This window comes from Sporosarcina sp. P13 (assembly GCF_002743055.1).
Lineage (GTDB): Bacteria > Bacillota > Bacilli > Bacillales_A > Planococcaceae > Sporosarcina.
In genome coordinates this window covers 52,326-65,134 of record NZ_PDYM01000001.1, presented here as the reverse complement: position 1 = coordinate 65,134, position 12,809 = coordinate 52,326, and the positions used below count along the sequence as shown (strand labels likewise).

Below are 12,809 nucleotides of genomic sequence, written 5' to 3'. Positions count from 1 at the left end.
AAATGAATCATATTCACATCATGGAAGATACGTTAGCGAATAAAATCGCAGCGGGAGAAGTAGTGGAGCGACCTGCTTCAATCGTCAAGGAATTGGTGGAAAATGCGATTGATGCGGCAAGTACGAGAATTGAAATATCTCTTGAAGAAGCCGGTCTCACTTCCATACGTGTAACAGATAATGGTAACGGCATGTCTGAAACAGATGCGATTCGCTGCTTTGAACGTCACGCGACAAGTAAAATTTCAAATGAACATGATCTTTTCCGCATTCGGACGCTAGGTTTCCGTGGGGAAGCATTAGCGAGTATCGCTGCAGTTTCAAAAGTTTCGTTATGGACGTCTGACGGTGAACAACAAGGAACTATAGTCGAAATCGAAGGCGGGAAAGTGTTGAAACATGAAGCGGGGGCGCTGAGAAAAGGGACAGATTTTCTAGTTCAGCAACTATTTTACAATACACCCGCACGTTTAAAATATATGAAAACAATCCAAACAGAACTTGGACATACAATTGATTTACTTAACCGACTGGCATTAAGCCATCCAGATATTGCATTCACCTTAACTCATGATCAACACCAAGTGCTTCGAACGACAGGCTCAGGGGACTTATTGAAAGTATTATCTGATATTTATGGGATACAAGTGGCGCGTAAAATGGTTCCGTTCGAGAAAGGAAATGCAGATTTTCACGTCAATGGTTTTGTTACGCTACCGGAAATGACGAGAGCATCAAAAAACTATATTTCTTTTTTGATGAATGGACGTTGGATTAAGAGTTATGCAGGTACGCAGTCACTCATCGATGCAATGCATACGTACTTACCGATTGGCCGTTATCCAATCGCAGTTGTTAATATTACAGCCGATCCCATTTTAACTGACGTCAACGTTCACCCAGCAAAACGGCATATACGAATTAGTAAAGAAGGGGAGCTATTATCGCTTATAAAAGATGCTGTGCGTGAAGCGATTTATGGAGCATCAATTATTCCTGACGCGATTAAGAAAGAAAAGAAGATAAAAACAGACTCAGAACAACAATCAATTTGGAAGCCTTGGATACGTAATACGCAAGCAGAAGTACAACCTGTTCAGGCAGAAGAAGAGCCGGTTTCCACTCTGGAAAGTCCGTTGCAGGAAAAAGAGGAGTTTTCTTTTCCACGGGCGATATTTGAACAATCGACTGTAGAACCGGAAGTGCTTCCGAATATTGAACCAGCGCAAACAAACGAGCCGCAAGTTACAATGGATAACAAATTTCCTTCGATCGTTCCTATTGGACAAGTTCACGGTACGTATATCGTCGCACAAAATGAAGATGGCTTTTATTTGATCGATCAGCATGCGGCGCAGGAACGCATCAAATATGAGTATTTTAAGGTCAAACTGGGACAAGTAAATGCTGACGAACGTCAACAACTGCTATTGCCACTCGTCTTTCATTATTCTGCGGATGAGCAGTTGAAGATAGAAGAATGTAAAGACGCTTTGGAACGTGTAGGGATATTTCTAGAAGCTTTCGGGCCCTCTACGTATACAGTTAAAGAATACCCATCTTGGTTCCCTGGGGGACAAGCGACTACGATTATTGAAGAGATGATTGAGCAGGTGTTGCATAGCCGCAAAGTAGATATAGAAAAACTTCGTGAAGAAAGCGCAATTTTAATGAGTTGTAAAAAATCTATAAAAGCGAATTATTATTTGACACAAGCTGATATGGAACGTTTATTGAATGATTTGGGCGAATGCCATAATCCGTATACGTGTCCGCACGGCCGTCCGGTACTGATACATTTTACGACCTATGAATTGGAAAAGATGTTTAAACGGGTAATGTAATGTGGTAGATCTGAAAGGAACGATTAGATGTTTACAACGATTGAAAGATCAAGCAGAATTTAGAAGATAAAGGACTATTCATTTGAATGATTTGAAGAATGCAATTGCGGAGGGGAAAGGACGTGCGAGGCAGTGAATGAAAATATTCTCGAAATGAGAGATGGTGTACGCATATACAGCAGTTGTTATGAACCGATAGATAACCCAACAGCAATAGTTCATCTCATTCATGGGCTAGCAGAACATAGTGGACGTTATCGCCAATTTACAGAGTACTTAGTATCGCAAGGCTATATAGTGACTACGCATGATCAAAGAGGGCATGGTAAAACAGCAGTAGAAAATGGCCTACCGTATGGCTATGTAGGGGAATCAGCGTCTTTTGACCAGTTGGTGGATGATACGTTTGAAGTTATTCAATATTATCAGCAACAGTATCCAAATCTCCCTGTCACGTTGTTTGGACACAGTATGGGGTCCTTTGTCGCTAGACGCTTTATTCAGTTGTATGGGAATTCTATTCGTGAAGTTGTGTTATCGGGAACGGGCAGTCATTCTCGAGCGATTAGCCTTGCTGGTCTGTCATTTGTTAGGTGGAGAGAAAAACGTTTACCAGAAACGAAGCCGGATGAACTACTAAATCAAATGATATTCGGTGAATACTCCAAGCAATTCCCTAATGAAGGGTCGTTAGCGTGGTTATCAACTAATAAAGAAAGTGTTCACGAATACGAGGAAGATGAAGCGTGTGGGTTTGTTCCGACGTCGCAAATGTTCCGATTGTTACTTGAAGGAATCCGGACGATTGAGTCATCAGCTTATTTACACAATATCCCAGATGGTTTACCGATTTTATTAGTTTCAGGTACTGAAGACCCTGTAGGTGAACGAACAAAAGGAGTCTGGAAAGTAGCGAAGCAATTGATCAATGCGAATCAGCAATTTGTTAAAGTAGTTTTATATGAAGGTGGTAGACATGAAATGCTGCAAGAAACGAATCGCCAAGAAGTATATAAGAATATAGTCGGGTGGATGAAACAAAATGAATGCACCAATTGATGTCATTGCAGTGGTAGGCCCCACTGCGTCAGGAAAAACAGCTCTAAGTACGGCGCTTGCATCTGCTTTAAACGGGGAAATTATCAATGGAGATGCAATGCAAGTGTATAAGGAATTGGATATCGGAACAGCTAAAATTCATCCTTCTGAAATGGAAGGAATTCCTCATCACTTCTTTGATGTGAAAGAGCCAACGGAAAGTTTTTCTGTGGCAGAATATCAAGAAGCTGTTAGAGGATGGATTGCGGATATTCAATCCCGCGGAAAGTTACCCATTATCGTTGGTGGAAGTGGGATGTATATCCAAGCGGTATTATTCGATTATCGTTTTACGGAGATAGCAGCTGATCCCAATGTACGTAAACGATTAGAAGATGAATTGGATGAACTTGGTGCTAGCGTGCTCTACACTAGATTGGAACAATTAGACCCGAAAAGTGCAGAAAATATTCATCCAAACAATCATCGCCGATTAGTTCGTGCGCTTGAGATACTGGAAGTAACAGGCCGCACGAAACAAGATCATGAACAACAGCAGGGCAACAAGCCAATGTATCATCACCTCATCATAGGATTAGATTTACCTAGAGAAATGCTGTATGAACGTATCAATCAACGGGTAGACATGATGGTAGACGCAGGTTTATTTTCAGAAGTAGAGGCTCTTTGGAATAAAGGCATCCGAGAGACACAGTCCGTGCAAGCGATAGGATACAAAGAACTGATTTCATACTTTAATGGACAAGTTACAAGAGAGCAATCCATCGAAGCGGTTAAAAAGAATACACGAAACTATGCTAAAAGACAATTGACATATTTCCGCAATAAATTGCCTGTCCAATGGGTCGAGGCTGATCAGTCACAGAACGACATTTTCAAAAGAACATTTCAAATAATAAAGGGTTTTCAGAAGTGAATAGGGAATAACGTATCTAACAAAGACAAGGAGGCAATTGAATGAAACAAGGAAATATGCAAGACACATATTTGAATTCATTACGTAAGAATAACACGTTTGTTACGGTTTTTTTGCTAAATGGTTTTCAGTTAAAGGGACTTATTAAGTCATACGATAATTATACAGTGCTGCTCGAATCAGAAGGTAAGCAGCAACTCATATACAAGCACGCGATTTCAACATATGTTCCAGCGAAACCCGTTAATTTAAAAGACGAACAGTAAATGGGTATATAATAAGTGGTTCGGGATTTTCGCTTCTGAAGGTACGCTTGTCCTATGGGCGCAGCGAAAGCAAAGCGTTAGGAGCATCGGTTTTAAGGTTGGCTCACCGCGGGCCCATAAGAAACGCGTCTGCCTGAAACGGTATACTTACCACTTCCGTTTTTCAGTCTGAAATCTAAAAACAGGCCTAAGCCTGTTTTTTTGTTGCGTTTACTTTGGCAAATTCGATCGTTCTGCTAAAATAGAAGGTGGATAAAATGAAATGAGGTACTACACATGCTAATTGCACCGATTAATGAAGAGTTATTGTTGAAAGCACAAGAGGCTGAAGAAGTCATTGAGCCATATGTAAAAAAAATAGAGGAAATTGCTTTTTATAATCAGCGAAAAGTCCTTCAAGCATTCAAACAAAATCAAGTAAGTGACTTTCACTTAACTGGATCTACAGGCTATGGATATGACGATAGTGGACGAGATACCCTAGAACAAGTCTATTCCGATGTGTTTGGATCAGAGGATTGTCTAGTGAGAAATCAAATTATCTCTGGCACACATGCGATTACGATTAGTCTTTTTGGGATTTTACGTCCTGGAGATGAGCTGTTATACATAACTGGGAAGCCATATGACACATTGGAATCCATTATTTCGGGACAAGGTAAGGATACAGGTTCATTAGAAGATTATCAGATCAGTTATCAACATATTGATTTAAAAGAGGATGGCTCAGTCGATTACAGAAAAGCGAAAGAAGCGATTTCAGCGAAGACGAAAATCGTAGCGATTCAGCGTTCTAAGGGGTATTCGAGCAATCCATCATTCCGTATACATGAAATAGAGCAGATGATTAAGGAAATTCGTAAAATTAAGGAAGACGTGATTGTCTTTGTCGATAACTGCTATGGCGAATTCGTAGAAATGAAGGAACCGACAGAAGTAGGGGCAGACTTGATGGCAGGCTCGCTAATTAAAAATCCAGGTGGCGGCTTGGCTAGAACAGGTGGTTATATCGCGGGTAAAAAAGAGTTAGTCGAGAAATGTGCGTATCGTATGACTTCACCTGGATTAGGTGCTGAAGCGGGCGCTTCTCTAGATACGTTGCTTGAAATGTATCAAGGTTTCTTCTTAGCACCACATGTAGTGAGCCAAGCAGTAAAAGGGGCTTTGTTTACATCTGCATTTTTCGGACTGTTTGGCATGGATACGACACCGCATTATAGCGAACAGCGTACAGATCTCATTCAATCTGTGAACTTTACGAATGCAGAGCAAATGATTGCGTTTTGCCAAATGATTCAGCAAAACTCTCCAATCAACGCGCACTATGCACCTGAACCTTCCTATATGCCGGGTTATACAGATGATGTCATCATGGCTGCCGGAACATTTATCCAAGGATCCAGTATTGAACTGACAGCTGACGGTCCAATACGTCCACCTTATACAGCGTATGTTCAAGGTGGATTGACATATGAGCATGTGAAAACAGCTGTATTAACATCGATGGAGCTGCTATTGGAAAAAAAGTTAGTCTAAAGAAAAAAGTGTATCAACAACCCATTTGGGAAGTTGATACACTTTTTTTAATGGATCATTCTGTAGACGCCAACGACCTTACCTAATATCGAAACTTTATCTACGATGATAGGATCCATGGAAGAGTTTTCAGGTTGCAAGCGGAAGAAATCCTTTTCTTTAAAGAATCGTTTAACAGTTGCTTCATCTTCTTCAGTCATTGCTACAACGATTTCTCCGTTAGAAGCCGTATGAGTTTGTCTAACAATTACTCTGTCACCATTTAAAATACCTGCTTCAATCATACTATCCCCTACAATTTCCAGCATGAAAATTTCATCATCTGAAGATCCGAATGTGTCTGGCAATGGAAAATATTCTTCAATATTTTCAACAGCTGTAATAGGATTACCAGCTGTTACTTTACCAATCAATGGAACATGCATGACCCCGCTTTTTAATTCATCTAGACCTTCTGGATCTAAGACTTCTATCGCACGAGGTTTCGTCGGGTCACGTCGTATGAAACCTTTACTTTCTAAACGTGATAAGTGACCATGTACAGTCGAACTTGATGCAAGACCAACGGCTTCTCCGATTTCACGTACAGAAGGGGGATAGCCTTTTAATCGCACTTCATCCTTGATGAAAGCTAATATTTCTTCTTGTCTTTTAGATATCTTTTTCAAATGATTCACCTCATCGAAAGTTTTAAAAATCGCGGAATACTAAACAATTATTTTGAATATAGTATAACATGTGTTCGATTACTAATCAAACAAAGGTTCTGATTTTCACTTGACAGGCAATCGTACGTTCGCTTATAATTGCTAACAAGAGGTACGAACATGCATTCTCAAAACAGGGATTCGGGGAGGGTTTATTATGAACTTCATGATGAAATTTATTAAAGAAAATTATTACTTCGCATTACTCTTACTAGTTTGTCTATCTTTTGCTTGGTATCAATTCGATCAGTTGGCAGAGGAAGATCATTATATGGAAATTGTTATTGATGAAGGAGATACATTGTGGGGGCTAGCTTCTAGCTATTCTGATGGTATACCGAGACAGCACTGGATTGATCAAGTGAGATCATTAAATGAATTAACGTCAGATCAAATCAACTCAGGTGAATTATTGCGCCTTCCTGTTAAACTAAACAAAGGAACAGATTCCCGCGTCGCTGAACTAGGAGTGGAAGGTAGATGACAGTGAAGAAATGCGTAATTTATTGCCGTGTCAGTACAGAAAAAGAGACACAAGAGCAATCAATTATTAGACAGCAAGAAGAATTGGAACAATTAGCGAAAGAACTTTCTTATGAATGTGTGGAAGTATTCGCAGACCGTCAGAGTGGTTATGATATGGATCGTGAAGGATTACTTTCTCTATTGGATCGTATACAAAAGGGAGATATTGATGCGGTATTTATTCAAGACGAGACGAGATTAGGAAGGGGCAACGCAAGAGTCGCTATATTGCATGTCATTGCCAAAAGTGATACGACCGTAATATCAAATCATTCAAATGGCACGATTGAGTTAAATGAGATGGATACGATGTTGCTCGAGATTTTAGCAATCGTAGAAGAATATCAACGTAAATTACATAATGCAAAAATTCGTCGTGGAATGAAACGTGCTGTTGAAAGAGGGTATGATCCTTCATTGAATCTACATTCTATTGACCAAGGACCTGGAAGGGAAAGGTTAGAACTCCCTATGGAAGAAATCGTTGCGCTCCGTAGTAAAGGATTGACGTTTGAAGAGATTGCTACCGTCTTAAAAGGCCTAGGTCATTCCGCCAGTAAAGCTACTATTCATCGTAGATATAAAGAGTTTCAAGAGCGGGAACACTAATCGTTTGCACTTTTCCTCTATGTTGTTTACATTTTAATTAATGAAGACTTTTAGGAGGGTGTAAGCATGTTATCAGAAAAGAAGATGAAACGTATTAATGAATTGGCGAATAAAAAGAAAACAACAGGTTTATCAATTGAAGAAGCGAAGGAACAAACGCTATTACGAAAAGAATATCTAGAAACATTCCGTTCTAGTATGCGTGAAACGATTGAATCTGTAAAAGTGATTGATGCTGAAGGAAATGATGTCACACCTGAAAAAGTTAAACAAGCAAAAGGAAATCAGAAGCCGCTAAATTAATGACTAGTAGCTGATTAACATTGTAATTTTTAGAAAAATTGACTACACTAGAGTAGGAATACGTACCATAAAACACTCAGATGAGACAGGACGGAAAGGATGTACAGAATGACCGAAAAGATCGATCAACTGGCAATAACGACAATTCGAACATTATCAATCGATGCGATTGAAAAAGCAAATTCAGGCCACCCAGGCTTACCTATGGGGGCTGCTCCGATGGCATACACGCTATGGACAAAACATTTACACCATAATCCGGCAAATCCACAATGGTTCAATCGTGACCGTTTTGTGCTGTCAGCAGGACACGGGTCTATGCTTTTATACAGCTTGCTACACTTAAGCGGCTATGGTTTAACAATCGAAGATATTAAGAATTTCAGACAATGGGATTCTAAAACACCTGGACACCCAGAGTATGGTCATACAGTTGGCGTAGAAGCTACTACAGGACCACTAGGACAAGGAATCGGAATGGCTGTAGGAATGGCTATGGCTGAGAAACATTTAGCTGCTACATATAATAAGCCTGGATTTGACGTTGTCGACCATCATACATTCGCCCTTTGCGGTGACGGTGATTTAATGGAAGGTGTGGCAGCGGAAGCGATTTCTCTAGCTGGTCATCTACAACTTGATAAGTTAATCGTACTATATGATAGTAACGATATTTCCTTAGATGGCGATCTAGATATGTCGTTTTCTGAAAATATTAAAAAACGTTTTGAGTCATATAACTGGAACTACGTGCGCGTAGATGACGGGAATAATATTGATTCTGTTAGTAAAGCGATTGAAGAAGCAAAAGGAAATACGGGTGGACCGACAATCATCGAAGTGAAAACAGTGATCGGTTATGGTTCTCCAAATAAATCCGGTAAAGCCGATGCGCACGGAGCGCCACTGGGTGAAGAAGAAATGGCTCTTACAAAAGAATATTATAAGTGGACGTTTGAAGAAGACTTCCATGTACCAACAGAGGTATATGATAACTTCAAACAAGCTGCAGAAGAAAATGGTGTTCAAAAAGAGCAACAATGGAATGACTTGTTTGAGAAATACGAAAACGAACATAAAGAATTAGCTGCACAATTGAAACAGTCGATTGCGAACGAACTTCCTGCAGATTTAAAAGAGCAAATGCCAGTATATGAACTCGGTCAATCGGTAGCGACACGATCTGCATCAGGAGATTCAATTAATGCAATAGCAACTGCTCTTCCTTCTCTATTTGGCGGCAGTGCTGATTTAGCTGGTTCTAATAAAACAACGATAAAAAATGCAGGAGATTTCTCTTCTGAAGATTATAAAGGTCGTAATATTTGGTTTGGGGTACGTGAATTTGCGATGGGAACTGCACTGAACGGAATGGCATTACATGGTGGTGTATCCGTCTTCGGTGGAACGTTCTTCGTCTTCAGTGACTATGTACGACCGGCTATCCGCCTTTCCGCGTTAATGGGCTTGCCAGTCACGTACGTATTCACACATGATAGTGTAGCGGTGGGAGAAGATGGTCCTACACACGAGCCAGTAGAACAGCTTGCTTCATTACGAGCGATGCCTGGTCTATCGATCATTCGTCCAGCAGATGGTAATGAAACGTCGGCAGCTTGGTATGCGGCAATCACATCAAAAGATACACCAACAGTTCTTGTCTTGTCTCGACAAAATCTAAACGTATTGCCTAATTCAAAAGAGTTAGCGCTGGATTCAGTTCAAAAAGGTGCATATGTTGTGTCTCCTGCTACGAAAGAGCAAGCGGACGGTATACTAATTGCTAGCGGCTCCGAAGTGAACTTGGCAGTAGAAGCACAAGCGGCCCTGAAAGAGCAGAATATCGACGTCAGTGTCGTTTCTATGCCGTCTTGGGACTTGTTCGAGAAACAAGATCAAGCGTATAAAGAGTCTGTGCTTCCTAAGTCAGTGAAGAAAAGAGTAACGATTGAAATGGGTGCTTCTATCGGATGGCATAAATATGCTGGTGATGAAGGTGCTGTGATGGCAATCGATACATTCGGTGCTAGTGCGCCTGGTGAGTTAGTCATTGAGAAATACGGCTTTACTGTAGATAACGTAGTGAATCAAATGACAGAACTTGTCAATAAATAAGTAGTTATCTAACATACTACACATCTCTCTTCGTAAGTAGACGAAGAGAGATGTGTTTTTTCATTGCAATTTCCATTCGTAGCTTTACGACAATAATAGTTAGGAAGTTTTCCGTGAAGTGACATGATTTTAATGTGACAAGCTCTATGATTAAGTTCAGGGGGTGTTCGTCATGAGGAAATACGAAATCTTTAAAATTAAGTCTGAATATCAATCCTTTATTATGGGACGTGAACGTTTATTATTTGAATTGTTAGCAGTTGGTCCTTCAACGAACTATCAAGAGATTGAATATTTATGTGATCAGCTGAATGAAATGGAAATCGATCAGATTATACGTCATAAATTAAGTAAATGCTTTGATAAGATAGATTCCCACCGTAATGAATATCGCTTGACGCATTTAATTAAAGGAGAAGTATTTATCAAGTTGGGGACCCATTGCATCGAGGTGTATTGCCAAGGTTCTCGCATGTTGGACTTGGATTTATTTGTAGCATTATCTACCGCAACCGACCGTTTTTTTGCGGTGATGAATGAACAGGAAGAGTGTGGTTGGCTAAAACCTGTCAAATATTCTGAGCGTATGATCCTAGAAAATACATTGGTGTGAAAACTTCCGCATAATTCAACAAGAGTCATTGCTATTCACTGCTGCTATGTTGTATAATCCTTCTTGGTAGTATATAATCGAATCATTTTTAGTGAAGGAGGTATAGCAGCAATGAATTTAGTACTAGCGATTGTCTTGATCGTCGTTGCATTGATCGGTGGAGTAGCACTTGGCTTTTTCATCGCACGTAGATATATGATGAAATATTTGAAGGAAAATCCGCCTATTAACGAGCAAATGCTTCGAATGATGATGATGCAAATGGGACAAAAACCTTCACAAAAGAAAATTAACCAAATGATGGCTCAAATGAACAAAGTACAAGATAAGCCAGATAAAAAGAAATAAGTAAAACTCCGTGATTAGCTAACGCTTACACGGAGTTTTTATTTTTGCGTACGTTATGATAGACGAAATCGATTTAAGAATGTCTGGACAACACGTTCATATTCTTCGGTATTATCATTATATGATTTCGCATGCGCACCTTTAGCGAACAGCTTTATCATTTTATCGCCTTCTTTTAAATCATACAGCTCTTCTGTCATATGCGGGAGGATGAACTTGTCTTCTAAACTGTGTATAAACAACACAGGCTTATCAATGAATTTCATGACTTCTCTTGGTGATACAGCAGCCGATGTGTAGCCGTCACGGATTTTCAAAAACAGATTGGCGACACGCAAACTCATGGAAGTCTTAAAAGGCATTTCCGTACGAATGATATGCAGTAGTTGTTCAGAGAAATCTGAGAATGGACAATCCGAAATATAGAAATCAGCTTCATCCTCATATGTTCCTGCATATAAAAGTGTCGTTGCGGCACCCATAGATTCCCCGTGAATTCCGACTAGGGCACGTTTCCCGACTCTCTTCCGTACAGCCGAAACGACTTCTTTTAAATCCATCTTTTCATAAAATCCAAAACTTGTTGTCTTACCACCTGAGTCACCATGCCGACGATGATCAAAAATGACAGAATTAAATCCTAATCGCTCAAATAGTCGTGCGTATTTAATGGAATTCACTTTGTTTTCGGTAACACCATGACAGATTACGACTGTTCTCGTCGTATCTAATGGGCGTAAAAAAATGGCGCGTAAATTATAGCCGTTCGGAGATGGAATCCACATATCATCTTTACGCACGGTTTCAAACCATTGGCTATCAAATCGTTTAGCAAGCATCTCTCGTTGCAAGATAAATTCTGAATCCTTGATTTTAAGGTACATCATTCGATTCGTCACAAGGATCCCAAAAATTGTGAGGATCGCAGTGAAGATGCTTGAAATAATACCTATAATAAAAATAAATCTTCGTCTCAACTAACATTCTCCTTTCTCTTATATAACTGGTACATGGCCGTTTCGATTGGTCGGGAAAGGTAGGGTGCTACTATATCAACGGCCCGGCAAATAGCCTCTTGATCTAAGCCGGTTTCAATGTGCAAAGTTTCAAGCAAGTAGAGTACGTCCTCAGTAGCTACGTTGCCAGTTGCGCCAGGTGCAAATGGACAGCCCCCAAGTCCGCCAGCTGATGTATCAAAGCGATCGATACCGGCCTGAAGCGCAGCGTAAATATTCGTCAGACCCAATTTACGCGTATCGTGAAAATGAGCGGTGATCAATAAGTTAGGAAATTGTTCTTTCAACGAATGGAATAGTGAATAGCTGGCTGTAGGATTTGCCATTCCGTCTGTATCGGCTACACTTAATTCATTAACACCCATGTCGCTGAATAGCCGACATAATTCCAGCGTTTTCTCTGGTGCAATAAATCCCTCATATGGACAGTGGAAAGCCGTAGAAATACAAGCGCGGACGAAATAGTTATCCATTTTTAATTGGTCAATTAATGGCCGTAACGAAGCGACACTTTCTGCAGTCGTTCGATTAATATTTTTTTGGTTAAACGTATCACTAACGCCGACAAAAACTGCCATGCTCTTGGCGCCAGCATCTTTGGCTAGTGCAATTCCTTTTGCGTTTGGCGTTAAGACAAGTTGTCGGCCATTTTTTTCTATTTGTTGCATAATCTCAGTGGAGTCCGCCATTTGCGGTACCCATTTAGGTGATACGAATGAAGTAACTTCCATTTCCTGAATTCCTGCTTGCTGTAATGTGTGAATAAAGGATAGCTTTGCTTCTGTCGGGATACTGTTTTTTTCATTTTGTAATCCATCTCGTGGTCCAACCTCGATTAGTGTCACGTTTTTTGGTAAACTGAACATAAACATCCCTCCCTATTTCTATTGTACGTAATAACGAAGAATAAGGGCAATGCAAAACACTTACTAAATTTGAGGTATGGAAAGAA

At 40.1% G+C, this 12,809-nt stretch carries 14 protein-coding genes; 11 read left to right on the top strand and 3 right to left on the bottom strand.

Annotated elements, in window-relative coordinates:
• Positions 1–2 precede the first annotated feature (2 nt).
• The 5 genes from mutL (at position 3) to CSV79_RS00305 (ending at position 5,621) form a co-directional block, all read left to right on the top strand.
• A complete protein-coding gene (gene mutL, locus CSV79_RS00325) occupies positions 3–1,844 on the top strand; it encodes a DNA mismatch repair endonuclease MutL (protein ID WP_099687219.1) in 1,842 nt (613 codons plus the stop codon).
• Positions 1,845–1,976: 132 nt separating this feature from the next.
• Complete coding sequence (locus CSV79_RS00320) at positions 1,977–2,903, top strand: alpha/beta hydrolase (protein WP_099687041.1); 927 nt, start codon at positions 1,977–1,979, stop codon at positions 2,901–2,903.
• On the top strand, positions 2,887–3,819 hold the full coding sequence (miaA, locus tag CSV79_RS00315; RefSeq protein WP_099687040.1) for a tRNA (adenosine(37)-N6)-dimethylallyltransferase MiaA: 933 nt from the start codon (positions 2,887–2,889) through the stop codon (positions 3,817–3,819). The genes CSV79_RS00320 and miaA overlap by 17 nt, the downstream gene beginning before the upstream one ends.
• Before the next feature lie 41 nt (positions 3,820–3,860).
• On the top strand, positions 3,861–4,085 hold the full coding sequence (gene hfq / locus CSV79_RS00310; protein WP_099687039.1) for an RNA chaperone Hfq: 225 nt from the start codon (positions 3,861–3,863) through the stop codon (positions 4,083–4,085).
• A 276-nt stretch (positions 4,086–4,361) separates the two neighbouring features.
• The gene (locus CSV79_RS00305; protein WP_099687038.1) at positions 4,362–5,621 is read left to right on the top strand and encodes a methionine gamma-lyase family protein; all 1,260 of its coding nucleotides are present in this window, start codon (positions 4,362–4,364) and stop codon (positions 5,619–5,621) included.
• A gap of 47 nt (positions 5,622–5,668) precedes the next feature.
• On the opposite strand, the gene lexA is transcribed toward CSV79_RS00305, so the two are convergent.
• Positions 5,669–6,289: a transcriptional repressor LexA gene (gene lexA / locus CSV79_RS00300; protein ID WP_099687037.1), complete on the bottom strand. Its 621-nt coding sequence runs from the start codon at positions 6,287–6,289 to the stop codon at positions 5,669–5,671.
• Between the two features lie 196 nt (positions 6,290–6,485).
• On the opposite strand from lexA, the gene yneA reads away from it, so the two are divergent.
• The 6 genes from yneA (at position 6,486) to CSV79_RS00270 (ending at position 10,841) form a co-directional block, all read left to right on the top strand.
• Positions 6,486–6,812: a cell division suppressor protein YneA gene (gene yneA / locus CSV79_RS00295; RefSeq protein WP_099687036.1), complete on the top strand. Its 327-nt coding sequence runs from the start codon at positions 6,486–6,488 to the stop codon at positions 6,810–6,812.
• A complete protein-coding gene (locus CSV79_RS00290) occupies positions 6,809–7,462 on the top strand; it encodes a YneB family resolvase-like protein (protein ID WP_099687035.1) in 654 nt (217 codons plus the stop codon). Before yneA ends, CSV79_RS00290 begins: the two co-directional genes overlap by 4 nt.
• Before the next feature lie 66 nt (positions 7,463–7,528).
• Positions 7,529–7,765 carry a DUF896 domain-containing protein gene (locus CSV79_RS00285; RefSeq protein WP_099687034.1) on the top strand — a complete coding sequence of 79 codons (237 nt, stop codon included), beginning with the start codon at positions 7,529–7,531 and terminating at the stop codon, positions 7,763–7,765.
• A 108-nt stretch (positions 7,766–7,873) separates the two neighbouring features.
• Entirely contained in the window at positions 7,874–9,880 is a 2,007-nt protein-coding gene (tkt, locus tag CSV79_RS00280) for a transketolase (RefSeq protein ID WP_099687033.1), read from the top strand.
• Between the two features lie 172 nt (positions 9,881–10,052).
• A complete protein-coding gene (gene sirA, locus CSV79_RS00275) occupies positions 10,053–10,493 on the top strand; it encodes a sporulation inhibitor of replication protein SirA (RefSeq protein ID WP_099687032.1) in 441 nt (146 codons plus the stop codon).
• A 111-nt stretch (positions 10,494–10,604) separates the two neighbouring features.
• Entirely contained in the window at positions 10,605–10,841 is a 237-nt protein-coding gene (locus CSV79_RS00270) for a YneF family protein (protein ID WP_099687031.1), read from the top strand.
• 53 nt (positions 10,842–10,894) lie between these two features.
• Here the strand turns inward: CSV79_RS00270 and CSV79_RS00265 are convergent, their stop codons facing one another.
• Entirely contained in the window at positions 10,895–11,818 is a 924-nt protein-coding gene (locus CSV79_RS00265) for an alpha/beta hydrolase (protein WP_099687030.1), read from the bottom strand.
• Positions 11,815–12,723 carry a hydroxymethylglutaryl-CoA lyase gene (locus CSV79_RS00260; protein WP_099687029.1) on the bottom strand — a complete coding sequence of 303 codons (909 nt, stop codon included), beginning with the start codon at positions 12,721–12,723 and terminating at the stop codon, positions 11,815–11,817. The genes CSV79_RS00265 and CSV79_RS00260 overlap by 4 nt, the downstream gene beginning before the upstream one ends.
• Between the last annotated feature and the right edge of the window lie 86 nt (positions 12,724–12,809).